Source organism: Microbacterium sp. MRS-1 (assembly GCF_000585455.1).
Lineage (GTDB): Bacteria > Actinomycetota > Actinomycetes > Actinomycetales > Microbacteriaceae > Microbacterium > Microbacterium laevaniformans.
Genome location: NZ_JAUF01000032.1, coordinates 1 through 15366 on the forward strand (window position 1 = coordinate 1; position 15366 = coordinate 15366).

The window sequence follows — 15366 nt, forward strand, 5'->3', positions numbered from 1 at the left end:
GGCCGACCCCACCACCCCCACCTTTGAAACAGAAGAAATCCTGCCAACTACTTGACGCGGGACATCCCCTACGAGTCCAAGCTCGGGACCAAACTGCTCCTCGACGTCGGTGCACTCACCCGGTACGTCGACCCCGACCTCAAGGTCGAGGGCTGGCTGATGCTGACGCTCGACGCGCACATCGCCACGAAGATCGCCGCACTGCTCGACCGGCACGCGACGGAGAAGGGCAGGAAGGATGCCCGCGAGCTCGTCGCCCTGATCGACAGCGGCGGCACCGCCGCGGGCGTGATCGAGGTTCTCCTGTCATCCACCGGCGGACCTGTCGATGACATTCCCGGGCACATGCGCACGACATTCGAACTCCTCCCCAAACTCGCCGGACTCAACCAGAAGGACCGTCGCCGCTACGCCTCCCTCGCCCGCGAATGGATCGAGGAAGCTGAACTGCAGCTTCGGCGCCGGTCAGACGGGCGCCCGGGACCGACGCTCGGAGCGGGCACGTGACGCTGGAACTCGGCCCCGACGACAAACGCATGAAGCTGCGCTACGCCGGGAGCTGCCGGCTATGCGGCCGCACGCACGGTGCGGGTGCCGAGGCCTGAAGCGCCCTGAGTTTGTTGGAGGCTCCTGACCTTGGAAACGAGGATGGGGTTATGCCGAAGGAACTGGCGAATGGGAAGCCGACGACGCGTCGGTACTCGGTCGAGGAGAAGGCCGCCGCGGTGCGGATGGTGAGGACGTTGCGCGCGGAGCTCAGGGGCACGCAGGGGACGGTGCAGCGGGTCGCGACGCAGCTCGGATACGGGGTCGAGTCCGTGCGAATGTGGGAGAAGCAGGCCGACGTCGACGATGGCGTCACGCCGGGTGTGAGCTCGGCGGAGGCGCAGCGGGTGCGTGCGCTCGAGCAGGAAGTCCGGGAGTTGCGGCGGGCCAACGAGGTGCTGAAGCGGGCGGCGTCTTTCTTCGGGGCGGAGCTCGACCGCCACTACCGGAAGTAGTCGCGTTCATCGACGCGAACAAGGACGACCTCATCGACGGTCGCCGGCTCGGAGTCGAGCACATCTGCAGGCTGCTGCAGGTGGCTCCGAGCAGCTACTACGCGGCCAAGACCCGCACGCCCTCGGCCCGCTCTGATCAGGCCGTGGCGCCGGCGAACATCAGCTGGACGACGCACTCGCGCGGGTCGCGCGGCCGGAACGCCCAGCCTGCGGGATTCCGCGCTTTTCCCGCAGCGCCGAAATCAGCGCAACCCCAGTTTCGACTCCCGCCGTCGCGTCGACGCAGGACTTCCCCGTTCTCTCCGCGCATTCGCAGGCGCAGGTCGTACCCTCACTTCATCCGGCACACCGCATCCGTCGGCGCGAGGAGGCCCCCATGCGCAGAACCCCGATCCTGACCGTGATCGCCCTGGCGGCGCTCGCGCTCACCTCGTGCAGCTCCGGCGGCACCGATCCCGCTGCGGAGCTGCCGGGCGTCTCCCCGTCGACGCGCCCGCCGCTGCAGACGACGACGCCCGGCCCGGTCGGTCCGTCCGGTCCCGCGATCGCCGTACCCCAGAGCCGCTGGGACGCCCTCGTCGCCGACCTCACGAAGCGGGGCGTGACGGGCACCCCCGCGCTCGTGTCCTCCGAAGCGGTGACGTTCAACGACGGCTCGCTCGGCTGCCCGTCTCCGGGTCAGTCCTACACGCAAGCGCAGATCGACGGCATGCGCGTCGTCGTGTCGGTCGATGGCAAGACCTACGACTACCGGTTCGGTCAGGGCGCCGAGCCCAGGCTCTGCGCCTGACCTCGCGACAGCACACGCGACGACGCGACAGCGCAAACACAGGAGGAGGGGGGTGGATGCCGCGGCATCCACCCCCCTCCTCCGTCTCGCCGGGGCTACTTCTTCAGCGGCAGCAGCAGCGCCTCATCGGCGCCGGACGCGTTGTCCATCACGACCACCATCGAGCCGAGCGGCTTCTGCGCCTCGATCTGCTTCGCGTTGAAGCCGACCTCGACGCTCGCCGAACCGCGCTGCGGCACCGTGACGAACTGACCGTTGGTGATCGCCGGCGCGGTCGGGTCATACGTCGCCCACCCGTCCACCGCGTCCGACGCGTCGTTGGACGCGAAGGTCTGGGCCGTGTACGAGAACGCCCCCGTGATGCCCAGATCGCTCGCCCGCACCGGCATCAGCAGTGTGCTGCTGTCGGTCGGCGCCTGCGTGAGGAAGCCCGCGGCGGCCGTCTCCTTCGTCTTGGCGTTGACGATGAACACCTCGGACAGACCATTGGTGTCGCCGTTGCGGACCCCGCCCGAGTCGGCCGACAAGACGATCCAGTCGGGGGTGCCGTCGCGATCACTGTCGATCACGATGTCGTACTCGTTCGCGGCCGCGTTCGACCAGCGGTGGTGCATGTTCATCGCGAACACCATCAGCGTGTCGTCGCCATCGGGGAAGGACTGCACCCCGACCGCGCGGATGTCGTACCCGGTGTCGGCCAAGGTCTTGCTGGCGTCCTGCGGGTCGGACAGGCCCCACGTGTACACGTCGGCACCGGCCGGCAGGGCGCCGGCGAGGTTGCGCAGCGTCAGCTTCTTGGTGCCGTCGGCGACCTTCTGCTTGCCGCTGAACCACGGGCCGTTCATCGTCGCGCGCACCGTGCTGTCGGCGCGGGGCACGAGCAGGTAGGGCACGCGCAGCGTGGAGTCGGACGACGTGAGCACGATGTCACCGGAGATCTCGGAGAACGCGAACTGGTCGTCGGCGCCGACCGAGCTGGGCACGTCCTTCGCGGCGGCCGCGACGATCACCAGCACCTTCGCCGAGCCATGCGCCGGGACGGTGATCGAGCGGTTCGAGAGCAGGATGCGTGCCTTCTTCGACTGCGCCGACGGGGTCGTCGAGACGTCGTAGCGCACCGCGGTCGGCCCGTCGTTGCGCACCGTCACGGTCTTCACGCCACCGAAGCCGAGCGGCGACTCCTGGAAGCCGAAGCTGAGCGCCGACTCGCGCGCCCAGCCACTCTCGGTGCGGAACGCGTCGCCCGTCGCCGTCACCGTCGTCGCCACCGCCTGCGCAGCGTCGACGAGACCCACGCCGCCGAGCGTCAGGCTCTGACCGGCGACCTTGTCGGGGTCGGCGGTGGACACCACGGATGCCGCGATCTGCGGAGCCGTCCACGATGGGTGCGCCTCGGCGGACAGCGCCGCCACACCCGCCACGTGCGGGGCGGCCATCGACGTGCCCGACAGGATCGCCGCACCGTTGCCCGAGCCGACCGCGGCGGACGAAATCGAGACGCCGGGGGCGGCGACGTCCGGGCTGATGGCACTGTCGCCCGAGCGCGGACCCGACGAGCTGAACGACGCGTAGCCGCGGAAGCCCGGGTTGGCGATCTGCGTGGCGACGAGGCTGGCCGTGGCGCCGGCGACGAACGCGGGACCGCTCGACGAGCGCACCCCGAGGAACGGGATCGTCAGGTTGAACGGCTCACCGGTGTCGGCGTTGGCCGTCACGACGCCTTCGAACGGGGGCAGGTCATCGGTGCTGTTCACCATGACCACCGCAGCCGCTCCCGCCTGCTGGCCGTAGATGGCCTTGGCGACACGGGCGCACGATCCGCGGTCGACGACCGCGATCTGGTTGCCGCCGGGCACGACACCCGCGGCGGTGAACGCCGCCGGCGAGCATCCGAGCGCGTTGTCGCCGGCGAGGCGCACGACCGTCAGATCGCCGATCCCGTCGAGGGAGGCGCCGTTCGCGTTGATCGCCTCGACGGGGGTGCCGCCGACCGTGATCGTCGCGCCCGGGAACCCCTCGGCGCTGTCGACGGCCGACACGGAGATCACACCGTCGCCGGTTCCCGGCGAGCCGGTGAGGTACGGGTTGTGGCCCGCGTTGCCGGACGAGGCGACCACGACGACGCCGGCACCGACCGCGTTGGCGGCGGCCACGGCATCCGGGTCGTCGGCGCGTCCGAACGACGAGCCGAGCGACATGTTCACGACGTCCATGCCGTGATCGACGGCCCAGTCCAGGGCGGGCACGACCACATCGGTCGATCCTTCGCACCCGAAGACGCGCACGGCGTACAGGTCGACCTGCGGGGCGACGCCCGGGCCGACGCGGAACTGCTTCGAGGGGGTCGTGGAGTCGTACGGACCGCGGTAGGTGGTGCCGTCGGCGAGCACACCCGAACCGCCCGCGGTGCCGGCGACGTGCGAGCCGTGGCCGTTGCAGTCGAGCGGGTTGTCGTCGGGGTGCGGGACCGGCTGGTAGGAGGCGCTGTTCGGGTCGGCGTTGTAGTCGTCGCCGACGAGATCGATGCCGCCCTTGATGCGCGGAGCGTCGGGGCCGTACATCGTCGGGTCGGCGGGCTGGGCGGAACTCGCCTTCGCCGCATCGAACGCCGCCACGGTGCCCGGTCCGCCGAAGGTGGCGTGGGTGTAATCGATGCCGGTGTCGATGATGGCGACCTTGACGTTCTGTCCCGTGTAACCGGTGCTCTCCCACACCTGCGGAACGCCGAGGAAGGGCACCGAGACCGCGTTGTCGACGGTGTACTTGCGCACGGGGTGGATGGCGACGACGTTCGGCAGCGCGGCGATCGCGTCGAGCTCGGCCGCCGGCACCTTCGCCTGCACACCGTTGTAGGCCGACTGCATCTCCGCCTGCACCGAGCCGCCCTTGTCCTCGATCGCCGAGGTCACCGGCTCCTGCGCATCCTTGAGGCGACTCTTCACGTCTCCCCGCTCGCCCTCACTGAGTTCGCGGCCCTGCTCGGCTTCGACGACGGCGACCGGGTCGCCCGTCATCTCGACCACGACGCTCACGAGTCCGTCGGCGTCGATGGCCGCCGAGGTGAACGACGTCGAGATCTTTCCGGCGGATGCCGCGGCGAGGAACCGCGACGACGGGTCTGCATCGTCGGGGGTCGCGGCGAACGCGCCCGTGGAGGGAAGCAGCAGTGCTATCGCACCTGCCGTGGCGAGGATGCGTCGTTGCCGTGGTGGTTGCAAGGGAAGACCGCCTTTCGTGCAGGGGGGTGTGCCACGTCGGGGTAGGACGTGGCTGTATGGAGGCTATGCATCCCCTGCACGAGGCGAAAGGCGGATGAGAGGATCCTCATCCGAGTTCATCCGAAGGTCTATGCGATGCGTGTTCCCGGGGGCAGCGAACGCGCCGGCGTGCGGGTTCGCGCCCAGGCGCCCCACAGCAGCAGGCCCGCCAGCAGCACCTGGACGGCGAGGCCCACGAACCAGCTCGGGACGGTCTCGTCGATGATCTCGCGCGGGGTGGGCTGCGTCGAGTCGAGGTGCGCTCCCGGCGCGCAGTCGTCCCAGCGCTGCTCGAGCGACGGAGGCAGCTGCGCCGAACGAACCGACAGCTTCAGCGAGCCGAAGAGGTCGTCGGGGTAGCCGTACTCGCTGAACCGGGTGGGCGTGGCGTCGCCGAGGATCACGAAGGGGTTGGCCGACAGCAGCCACCACACGTAGTCGAAGCGCGGCGCCCGGTAGGTGCCGGTCTGCCACTCGCTGCAGACGAACTTCTCCGGCGCATCGCCGCAGAAGCGGGCACCGTCCTGGCACAGCGGCGCCCCATCGGGACCGGATTCGTAGGAGCGGGTGATCGAGGTGCCTTCGCTGGAGACCGCGGCGCCGATCAGCCCGAAACCCAGCGGCGTTCCGACGGTGAGCGCCGCGACGACGAGGTAGGTCGTGGCGACCGAGAACAGCGGACGCGCGAGCAGGCCCGACAGCGCCACGCCGATCGCGGCGACGACACCGGTCTCGACCACGAGCACGACGAGCGAGATGACCACGGTGAGCGGATCGACGCCGCCCGCGAAGGTGGCGATCACCAGGAACGGCGCCGCCACGGCGGCGAAGGCCAGTCCGGTGATCCAGCCGGCGACGAACTTGCCGAGGAGGATCTCCCCCGTCGTCACGAGCGTCACCTGCACGGGTGCGAGTGTCGCGGCATCCCGGTCGCCGTTGATGCTGTTGCCGCTGAGGGTGGGTGAGACCAGCAGCACGAGCAGCAGCGTGACGCAGACGACGACGGAGTAGATACCGGGGCCGCTCTGCCCCCAGCCGCCATAGGCCAGGTAGGCCAGAGCGGTCACGCCGACGAGCAGCAGCGCGAAGACGCCGAGCAGCACGTACCACGACACGGTGCGCACCCGCTGGAGCAGCTCGAGGCGGGCGATCGTCCACAGACGCGCGGCGTTCATGAGCGTTCTCCCCCGAGGTCGAGGAACGTGTGTTCCAGAAGTCCCGTCGCCGCCGCGAACTCCGCGACCGGCAGGCCGGCCCCGACGAGGGCGGCGAGAGCGGATGCCGCGTCGTCATCGCTCGCGAACGAGACCAGCAGGTCGCGCCGATCGATCGGGACGAGGGCGGCGTCCAGGCCCAGTGTCTGGGCGACCGGCAGCGCCGCCGCCGTCGCATCACGGTCGGCGAGGCGGATGCGCCACGTCCGCAGGCGTGTCGCCGCCGCCGCGACCCGCTCACTGCTCACCGTGGTGCCGTCGACGAGGAACACCGCCTCGTCGACGACTTCCTCGAGCTCGGAGAGGATGTGGCTGGAGATGAGGATGGTGCGCCCCTGTGCGGCGAGGCGGCGCAGCAGCACGCGCAGGTCGATGCGCGCCTGCGGATCCAGGCCCGAGGCCGGCTCATCCAGCAGCAGTACGCGGGGATCGTGCACGAGGGCGCGCGCGAGACCGAGGCGCTGCTTCTGTCCCCGCGACAGCACGCGTGCCGGCGCATCGGACAGCGTCCCGAGCCCCACCTCGTCGAGCAGCCGTGCGGCGCCCGCCCGGGCGGCCTCGGCATCCAAGCCGTAGAGGCGGCCGGTCATGACGAGCGTCTCGCGGGCGGTGAGGGTCGGCCATGCGCCGAGGGCGTCGGGCATCCAGCCGAGCAGCGCGCGGGCGGCGGCGGGCTCGGCGAGGGGGTCGACGCCGCCGATGCGGATGGTGCCCGCGTCGGGGGCGAGGAGCGAGGCCAGCATGAGCATGAGCGTGGTCTTGCCCGAGCCGTTCGGTCCGACGAGGCCGGTGACGGCGCCCGCCCGCGCCTCCAACGAGACATCGCGCACGGCATGCACGTGTCCGAACGAGCGGCGCACTCCGGTGACGACGATGCCGGGGAGGGTCATGCCCTCACCCTATGCGAGAGCTGTGCCGGGGCTGCGAAGCGCACGGTGAACACTCAGCGGCCGTGGTGAGGGCTGGTCAGCGGAAGAACGCCACCCCGAGGTCGGCGTGATCGACGAAGACGCCGTCGAGGCCGGCATCCCGAATCACGCCCCACTCGGCGGCGTAATCGCCGAAGGCAGCGTCGTCGCCTCCGCGGCGGAAGGCGGGCGTCAGGAACGCGTTCTCGGGACGACACGTCCACGTAAACACCGCGAGCCCCTCCGCGTGGGCGTCGGCGACCAGCTCGGCCCCCCGCAGCGCCGGACTCAGCAGCATCGCCTTGTCGACGCTGATGCCGTCCACCTCGTCCGCCAGCCGCGCCAGCCCGTCGGCGCTGACCTGGTCGCGATACGGCGTTGCCGCCGCGCCGTGGGCCGCGACGAGATCGAACGGCGCGCCGTCGGCCTCGACGAGGTAGACGTATGTCCCGCGGATGCCGCGGGCACGCAGCTCGCGCAGCACGGCGAGCTCGAACGACTCCACGAACAGCGAGCGCGCTCCCTCCGCCCACCCCGCGGCGCGCAGTTCCGCGGCGATGAGCGCCGCGACATCGAACCCCCGCGACCCGAAGTAGGTGGCGTGCTTGATCTCCAGGACGATGCCGATGTCGCGCCCCTGCTGATGTGAGGCCGCCGCGACGAGATCGAGCAGGTCGCGCAGGCGCAGCGGCGGCTCCGTGTCGTCGAAGGCCGCGCTGCCGGGGCGCAGGTGCGGCAGCCGTTCGCGACAGCGCAGCGTCGACAGCTCCGCCCAGGTGAAGTCCTCCGTGAACCAGCCCGTCTGCGGCACGCCGTCGACCGGCTTGGTCGTGCGGCGATCCGCGAACTCGGGGCGGTCGGCGACGTCGGTCGTCCCCGAGATCTCGTTCTCGTGCCGGACGACGGCCACCGCGTCTTTCGTGAAGACGACATCCGGTTCGACGGCATCCACTCCCATCGCCAGCGCCAGCTCGTAGGAGGAGCGGGTGTGCTCGGGGCGGTATCCGGGGGCACCACGGTGACCGATCACCAGCGGGCGGGCACGAGGCATGGGCCCAGGCTACCGATCGAGGCTCGTCTGAGCACGTTCACAGCAGCAGCACAGCCGGCGCCCGACGATGCGGCGCAGCCGTCCGATAGCCTGTTATCCACAGCACCTCGCTGTGCACCCGACCGGTGCACCCTAGGGAGTGGAAAGAGACCATGGCCTCCGGCAACTTCGCCTTCAACAACCCGGCGTTCCAAGAGCAACGCCCCAGCCTCACGCCGCCTGCCGCACCGCAGCCCGGCGCCCCGACCGCCTACGCCGCGACGTCGCACCAGGTGACGGATGCCGCGGGGAACGCCCAGCTCGAGGGCGCGTTCGCCGCCCCTGCCGCCGCGTCGCACCAGACCGGCCGCATGACCGTCGAGGACACCGTCGCCAAGACGGTGGGCCTGTTCGCGATCCTCCTCGTCACGGCCGTCATCGGCTGGGTGTGGACGCTCGGCGGCGCCTTCTCGCCCACGGACGTGGCGCGCACATCGCAGATCACGATCGTGCCGTGGATCCTCGGCATGCTCGGCGGCTTCGTGCTGGCGATGATCGTCTCGTTCACGTCGCGCAAGAAGGTCCGCCCCGCGCTGATCTTCGGCTACGCGGCCTTCGAGGGCCTGTTCGTCGGCGGCATCTCGGCCTACTTCGAGTTCATCTGGCCCGGCATCGTCATGCAGGCCACGATCGCCACCTTCGCCGTCGTCGGTGTGACCCTCGCCCTGTTCGCGAGCGGCAAGGTGCGCGCGAGCGCGCGCGCCAACAAGATCTTCCTGATCGCGATGGTCGGCTACCTGGTGTTCGGTCTCATCAACCTGGTGCTGATGTGGACGGGAATCGCGCCCGGCGCCTTCGGCCTGTACAGCGCGAAGATCGCCGGCATTCCGATCGGCCTGATCATTGGTGTGCTCGTGGTCATCATGGCCGCCTACTCGCTCGTGCAGGACTTCGACCAGATCCAGCAGGGCGTCCGCAACGGCGCGCCCCGCGAGTTCGGCTGGCTCGGCGGCTTCGGCATCATGGTGACGGTCGTCTGGCTCTACATCGAGATCCTGCGCATGATCGCGATCCTCCGCGGCAACAACTAGCGCGCGACGCATCCGCGCACGAAGGCCCGTCCGGCTCGCGCCGGGCGGGCCTTTCGCATGCCTCGGCATCCCGCGGGCCCGGCTTCCCGACCCCGCGCCCGACCCCGCCCCCGGCCGTTCCGTACTCAGTCTGCGCGCGGCGGCATCTCGGTGTCGGCCGCGCCACCACCCGGGAGCGGTGTCGCAGCAACTCCGCCGAGACTGAATACGGAACATCGCGCCCCGGTGTCATGGGCCGGCGATGCACCCCGCAATGACGGATGCCGGGACCCGGGGCAGTCCCCGCGATCCCGGCATCCGGTCAGATCACTCCCACTCGATGGTCCCCGGGGGCTTCGACGTGACGTCGAGCACGACCCGGTTGACCTCGCGGACCTCGTTGGTGATGCGGTTGCTGATCTTGGACAGCACGTCGTAGGGCAGGCGCGTCCAGTCGGCGGTCATGGCGTCTTCGCTGGAGACGGGGCGCAGCACGATCGGGTGCCCGTAGGTGCGGCCGTCTCCCTGCACACCGACGGAGCGTACATCGGCCAGCAGCACGACCGGGCACTGCCAGATCTCGCCGTCGAGGCCCGCCTTCGTCAGCTCCTCACGGGCGATGGCGTCGGCGTCACGCAGGATCTCGAGACGGTCAGCGGTGACCTCGCCCACGATGCGGATGCCGAGGCCGGGCCCCGGAAAGGGCTGACGTCCCACGATCGCTTCGGGAAGCCCGAGCTCGCGGCCGATGGCGCGCACCTCGTCCTTGAAGAGGGTACGCAGCGGCTCGACGAGCTCGAACTGCAGGTCCTCCGGCAGGCCGCCGACGTTGTGGTGGCTCTTGATGTTCGCGGTGCCGGCTCCGCCGCCGGATTCGACCACGTCGGGGTAGAGGGTGCCCTGCACGAGGAAGCGGATCGGCTCGCCCTCGGCCGCCGCTTCGGCGACCAGGTCGGCCTGCACCTTCTCGAAGGCGCGGATGAACTCGCGGCCGATGATCTTTCGCTTCTGCTCGGGGTCGCTGACACCGGCCAGCGCGTTCAGGAACGTGTCGCGCGCGTCGACGGTGATCAGGCGCACGCCGGTGGAGGCCACGTAGTCGTTCTCGACCTGTTCGCGCTCGCCCTTGCGCAGCAGCCCGTGGTCGACGAACACGGCGACGAGCTGGTCGCCGACGGCCTTGTGCACGAGCGCCGTCGAGACGGCCGAGTCCACCCCGCCCGACAGCGCGGACAGCACGCGTCCGGTGCCGACCTGTGCGCGGATGCGATCGACCTGCTCGGCGATGACGTTGCCGCTGTTCCAGTCGGCCGCAAGGCCGGCCGCCTTGTGGAGGAAGTTGGTCAGGACGTCCTGGCCGTAGTCGGAGTGCTTGACCTCGGGGTGCCACTGCACGCCGTAGAAGCACTTCTCGGCGTTGCCGAACGCCGCCACCGGTGTCGCGGCCGTCGAGGCGAGCACCTCGAAGCCGGCCGGCGCCGTGGCAACCTGGTCGCCGTGGCTCATCCAGACGTTCTGCTCGGCCGGCTGCCCGCCGAGGAGCACGCCGCCGTCGTTCACGATGACGGCATCCGTCGCTCCGTACTCGCGCAGGCCCGTGTTGGCGACCTCGCCGCCGAGCTGCTGAGCCATCACCTGGAAGCCGTAGCAGATGCCGAGCGTCGGCACGCCGAGCTGCAGCACGTCGGGGTCGAGGGAAGGCGCCCCGGGCTCGTAGACCGACGACGGACCGCCGGAGAGGATGATCGCGACGGGGTTCTTGGCCTCGACCTCGGCCGCGGTGACGGTGTGCGGCACGAGCTCGCTGTACACACCCGCCTCGCGCACCCGACGCGCGATGAGCTGCGCGTACTGGGCTCCGAAGTCGACGACGAGGACGGGACGCTGAGCGGTCTCGGTCTGGGTGGTCACCGGCTGCCTTCCGTGGCGGGGATCGGGGCGGAGGATTCGTCGGCTTCGCGCTGGGCAAGGTAGGCCCGCACCTCGCGCGCGACGCGCGCCTCCATGAAGAACGACAGCAGCGGCACGATGCCGCCGAGCGCGAGCACGATGAAGCGCACGAAGCCCCAGCGCATGAGGCTCCAGACGCGGAAGCACGCGAAGAGGTAGACGACGTAGAACCAGCCGTGCGCGATGAGGATGCCGGTGGAGAGGTTGATCGCTCCGCCGGTGAGGTCGGCGCCCCCGTCGAGGGCGACGGGGTGGAGCCACAGCGCTCCCCCGGAGCCGCCCGCGAACAGCTCGTAGCCGAACGCGTACTTGACGATCATCTCGGCGCACAGCGACAGGAGCATCACACCCGTGATCACCGAGGCGATCTGGTAGAACCTGAGCGCCCCGCGGATCGCCGGAAAACTGGCGAGTTTGGGCTGAGGCATGCCGTCAAGTCTAGTCGGCGTGGGCGGCCGCTCCGGCGGCCTGCGCCTCCTCCAGCGCCTCGACCTCCTTCTCCCACGCGTCGCGTGCGAGCCGGTACCACATGTAGAACGCGAAGCCCGCGAAGATGGCCCACTCGACGGCGTAGAAGATGTTCAGCCAGTTGACGCTGGAGCCCTCCGCCGGCGCGGGCGAGTCGATCGCGACGAGCCCGCCGACGAGGGGTTCGCCGGCGTCGGCGACGAGGTAGGAACGGTACACCGCCAGCTCGTCGGTGTCGTGCCACCAGCTCAGCAGCGCGGCCGGCGACATCCGCGTCATCTCGGTGTCCGCGGCCCCGCGCGGGGGCGCGACGGGCCCCTCGTCGGCGATGAGCCGCCCCGTGAGGGTGAGCGCGCCGCCCGGGTCGGCGTTGAGGGTGGATGCCGCGGCATCCGCGACCGCCCGGTCGGCGCTCCAGCCGACCGCGACCGCCAGGGAGGTGGGGGTCGCCGCGTCGATGCGCAGCTGCCCGGTGACCCAGTACCCCTGCTGACCGTCGTTGAAGCGCGAGGAGACCACGAGGAAATCGCCGGGGACGAACGATCCGGCGACCTCGACACGCTGACCGACGAGCGGCTCGGGCAGGTAGGCGCCGGGCGCGGTCACGTCGGCGATCGGGCGCACCTGTTCCGTGGCGCCGGGCGCCGGCGGCGAGGTGTCGATGGCGCGGCCCAGCTGCCACTGGCCGAGCCAGGCGAACACCGCCGCGACGACGAGGGCGAACACGAGCATGCCGAGCCACCAGGGGCGCAGCATGACCTCGCGCAGCGTCGGCGGGAACGGCTCCGCGGTCATCGACCTGCCATGTAGGGCGCGACGACGACCTCGACGCGCTGGAACTCCTTGAGGTCGGAGTACCCGGTGGTGGCCATCGACTTCTTCAGCGCGCCGATGAGGTTCGCGGTGCCGTCGGCGACGGGAGCGGGGCCGTAGAGGATCTCCTCCAGCGGGGCGACCTGTCCGACCTCGACGCGCTTGCCGCGCGGGAGCTTCGGGTGGTGCGCCTCGGGGCCCCAGTGGTACCCGCGGCCGGGCGCATCGGTCGCGCGCGCGAGCGCGACGCCGAGCATGACGGCATCCGCGCCCATCGCCAGCGCCTTGACGATGTCGCCCGACGTGCCGACGCCACCGTCGGCGATGACGTGCACGTAGCGGCCGCCCGACTCGTCGAGGTAGTCGCGGCGCGCGCCGGCGACATCGGCGACGGCCGTCGCCATCGGTGCATGGATGCCGAGGGTCGCGCGGGTGGTCGAGGCCGCTCCCCCGCCGAAGCCGACGAGCACACCGGCCGCTCCGGTGCGCATGAGGTGCAGTGCCGCGGTGTAGGTGGAGGCGCCGCCGACGATGACGGGCACGTCGAGGTCGTAGATGAACTTCTTCAGGTTCAAGGGCGCATCGACGCTGGAGACGTGCTCGGCCGACACCGTGGTCCCGCGGATGACGAAGAGGTCGACGCCGGCGGCGACGACGGTCTCGTACAGCTCCTGCGTGCGCTGCGGGGTGAGCGATCCGGCGACCGTGACCCCCGCCTCGCGGACCTCGGCGAGGCGGTCTCGCACCAGCTCGGGCTTGATCGGCTCGGTGTACAGCTCCTGCATGCGGCGCGTCGCCTCGGATGCCGGCAGCGACGCGATCTCGGCGAGCAGCGGCTCGGGGTCGTCGTAGCGGGTCCACACGCCCTCGAGGTCGAGCACGCCCAGCCCGCCGAGCTGGCCGAGCATGACGGCGGTGCGCGGACTCATGACGGAGTCCATCGGCGCGCCCAGCACCGGGATCTCGAAGCCGAAGGCATCGATCGACCAGGCGGTCGACACGTCTTCGGGGTTGCGGGTGCGCCGCGAAGGCACGACCGCGATGTCGTCGAACGCGTAGGCACGGCGGGCGCGCTTGGCGCGGCCGAGCTCGATCTCCATGGTCACCCCCTCAGCCTACTCGCGGTGCCCGCCCTCACCCCGCGACGCCCACACGGCAGGATGGGAGCACCGGGAGAAGGGACGCCATGTCGGAACGCATCATCGTCGTGGGCGGCGGAGTCATGGGGTTGGCGACCGCGTGGCAGCTGGTGCGCCGCGGCGAGCGCCCGATCGTGCTGGAGCGGTTCGCCCGCGGCCACCACGAGGGCGCCTCGCACGGCGAGACCCGCAACTTCAACAATGCGTACGGCGACGCCCACTACCTCGATCTGCTCGTCCGCGCGCGCGAAGGCTGGGACGCACTCGGCGAGGTGGAGGGAGAACCTCTGCTGCGGTTGCACGGCCTCGTCTCGCACGGCTCGGGCATCGCGCTCGGGAGCGCCACGACGCGCGACCTGTCGGCGATCGCGGGCGAGCTGGGTGCCCGCGGCATCCCGGCGGAGATCCTCGACGGTGCCACGGCCGGCCGGCGCTGGCCGGGGATGCGCTTCGAGGACACCGTGCTGTTCTCCCCCGACGCCGGCGTCGCCCGGGCGGCGGCGGCCCTGCGCGAGCTCGAGCGCCGCATCGTCGGCGGGGGCGGCGAGGTGCGGTGGAACACGCGTGTGCGTGCGGTCGCAGCCGATGCCGACGGTGCGCGCGTGGTGACGGATGCCGAGACGCTTCGCGCCGACGCGGTCGTCGTGACCGTCGGCGCCTGGACCTCCGGACTGCTCGCGGACCTCGGCATCCCTCTGCCGCCGCTGCGGGTGACGGAGGAGACCCCGGCACATTTCACGGCGACCATCGCGGGCCCGTGGCCGTCGTTCAACCACTTCGTCGCTCCGGGCTCGCAGCCGGCGAACGTCTACGGCATGCCGACGCCGGGCGAGGGCGTGAAGGTCGGGTTCCACGGCATCGGCGACGAGATCGATCCCGACCGGCGACCGCACCGCCCGGTGCTCCAGCGCGAGCTGCGCGACTACGTGCGGGAGTGGTTTCCCGGCCTCGACGCCGGCACGGCCGTCCCGATCTCCTGCACCTACACGACGACGCCGACCGAGGCGTTCGTGCTCGACCGGGTCGGACCGCTCGTGGTGGGCGCCGGGTTCTCGGGGCAGGGCTTCAAGTTCGCCCCGGGCGTGGGCGCCACCCTCGCCGATCTGGTGCTCGATGCCGACGCCCGCGCCGCGGAGCCGTTCCGCCTGCCGCGCGGGTGAGCGGCCGCGCGGGTGCGGCGCTATCGCGCCCGCGCCACCCGCGCCTCATCCCAGACCGGCTCATCGGACTCCACGACCCGGCCGTCGGCGCCGAAGACCAGAAAGCGGTCGAAGGAGCGCGCGAACCAGCGGTCGTGCGTGACCGCCAGCACCGTGCCCTCGAATCGTCCGAGGGCCTCTTCGAGGGCCTCCGCCGAGACGAGGTCGAGGTTGTCGGTCGGCTCATCCAGCAGCAGCAGCGTCGCACCCGACAGCTCCAGCAGCAGCACCTGGAAGCGCGCCTGCTGCCCGCCCGACAGGGTGTCGAAGCTCTGCTCGGCCTGACGGACCAGGCCGTAGCGGTCGAGGGCGGAGCTTGCGGCCTCCCTCGGCATCCCGGCTCTGCGGTCGTCGCCGCGATGGAGGATGTCGAGCAGCGAACGTCCGGCGTACTCGGGGTGGCGGTGCGTCTGGGCGAACCACCCGGGCCGCACACGGGCGCCGAGCACGGCTCGCCCACTGTGGGCGACCGGCTCGAGCGCGGCGCCGACCTCGGTGACGTGGCCGAGGAGGGCGTCGGGGTCGGT

General features: G+C 71.0%; 13 protein-coding genes, 1 pseudogene and 1 other annotated feature. Of the genes and pseudogenes, 5 read left to right on the forward strand and 9 right to left on the reverse strand.

Features of this window, described 5'->3' with window-relative positions:
• Positions 1 to 51: 51 nt before the first annotated feature.
• From AS96_RS07345 to AS96_RS07355, 3 genes and pseudogenes are all read left to right on the forward strand, one after another.
• Entirely contained in the window at positions 52 to 507 is a 456-nt protein-coding gene (locus tag AS96_RS07345) for a hypothetical protein (protein ID WP_231477155.1), read from the forward strand.
• Between the two features lie 149 nt (positions 508 to 656).
• Positions 657 to 1183, forward strand: a pseudogene (locus AS96_RS07350) (transposase); the annotation flags it as partial.
• Positions 956 to 1090, forward strand: a sequence feature (AL1L pseudoknot). It overlaps the preceding pseudogene by 135 nt.
• A gap of 194 nt (positions 1184 to 1377) precedes the next feature.
• The gene (locus tag AS96_RS07355) at positions 1378 to 1791 is read left to right on the forward strand and encodes a hypothetical protein (protein ID WP_005050368.1); all 414 of its coding nucleotides are present in this window, start codon (positions 1378 to 1380) and stop codon (positions 1789 to 1791) included.
• 95 nt (positions 1792 to 1886) lie between these two features.
• On the opposite strand, the gene AS96_RS07360 is transcribed toward AS96_RS07355, so the two are convergent.
• From AS96_RS07360 to AS96_RS07375, 4 genes are all read right to left on the reverse strand, one after another.
• Positions 1887 to 5009 carry a S8 family peptidase gene (locus AS96_RS07360; protein WP_036287686.1) on the reverse strand — a complete coding sequence of 1041 codons (3123 nt, stop codon included), beginning with the start codon at positions 5007 to 5009 and terminating at the stop codon, positions 1887 to 1889.
• 128 nt (positions 5010 to 5137) lie between these two features.
• Positions 5138 to 6223, reverse strand: coding sequence for an ABC transporter permease (locus AS96_RS07365; protein WP_036287689.1), 1086 nt, complete (start codon positions 6221 to 6223; stop codon positions 5138 to 5140).
• Positions 6220 to 7152, reverse strand: a complete 933-nt coding sequence (locus AS96_RS07370) for an ABC transporter ATP-binding protein (RefSeq protein WP_016463520.1) — start codon at positions 7150 to 7152, stop codon at positions 6220 to 6222. Before AS96_RS07370 ends, AS96_RS07365 begins: the two co-directional genes overlap by 4 nt.
• Positions 7153 to 7228: 76 nt before the next feature.
• Positions 7229 to 8221, reverse strand: a complete 993-nt coding sequence (locus tag AS96_RS07375; RefSeq protein WP_036287694.1) for a glycerophosphodiester phosphodiesterase family protein — start codon at positions 8219 to 8221, stop codon at positions 7229 to 7231.
• A 152-nt stretch (positions 8222 to 8373) separates the two neighbouring features.
• On the opposite strand from AS96_RS07375, the gene AS96_RS07380 reads away from it, so the two are divergent.
• Complete coding sequence (locus AS96_RS07380; RefSeq protein ID WP_036287697.1) at positions 8374 to 9291, forward strand: Bax inhibitor-1/YccA family protein; 918 nt, start codon at positions 8374 to 8376, stop codon at positions 9289 to 9291.
• A gap of 306 nt (positions 9292 to 9597) precedes the next feature.
• On the opposite strand, the gene guaA is transcribed toward AS96_RS07380, so the two are convergent.
• From guaA to AS96_RS07400, 4 genes are read right to left on the reverse strand one after another with little or no spacing between them, the layout of a single operon-like run.
• Positions 9598 to 11181 carry a glutamine-hydrolyzing GMP synthase gene (gene guaA, locus AS96_RS07385; RefSeq protein WP_036287700.1) on the reverse strand — a complete coding sequence of 528 codons (1584 nt, stop codon included), beginning with the start codon at positions 11179 to 11181 and terminating at the stop codon, positions 9598 to 9600.
• Positions 11178 to 11648 (reverse strand): DUF3817 domain-containing protein, encoded by a 471-nt coding sequence (locus tag AS96_RS07390; RefSeq protein ID WP_005050375.1) that lies wholly within the window; start codon positions 11646 to 11648, stop codon positions 11178 to 11180. Before AS96_RS07390 ends, guaA begins: the two co-directional genes overlap by 4 nt.
• Positions 11649 to 11658: 10 nt before the next feature.
• On the reverse strand, positions 11659 to 12483 hold the full coding sequence (locus tag AS96_RS07395) for an SURF1 family protein (protein ID WP_036287703.1): 825 nt from the start codon (positions 12481 to 12483) through the stop codon (positions 11659 to 11661).
• The gene (locus AS96_RS07400) at positions 12480 to 13601 is read right to left on the reverse strand and encodes a GuaB3 family IMP dehydrogenase-related protein (protein ID WP_036287715.1); all 1122 of its coding nucleotides are present in this window, start codon (positions 13599 to 13601) and stop codon (positions 12480 to 12482) included. Before AS96_RS07400 ends, AS96_RS07395 begins: the two co-directional genes overlap by 4 nt.
• Before the next feature lie 86 nt (positions 13602 to 13687).
• Between AS96_RS07400 and AS96_RS07405 the strand changes: the two genes are divergently transcribed.
• Positions 13688 to 14800: an FAD-dependent oxidoreductase gene (locus tag AS96_RS07405; protein ID WP_036287706.1), complete on the forward strand. Its 1113-nt coding sequence runs from the start codon at positions 13688 to 13690 to the stop codon at positions 14798 to 14800.
• A 20-nt stretch (positions 14801 to 14820) separates the two neighbouring features.
• Here the strand turns inward: AS96_RS07405 and AS96_RS07410 are convergent.
• The coding region (locus AS96_RS07410; protein ID WP_036287709.1) for an ATP-binding cassette domain-containing protein at positions 14821 to 15366 on the reverse strand (546 nt) is incomplete at its 5' end.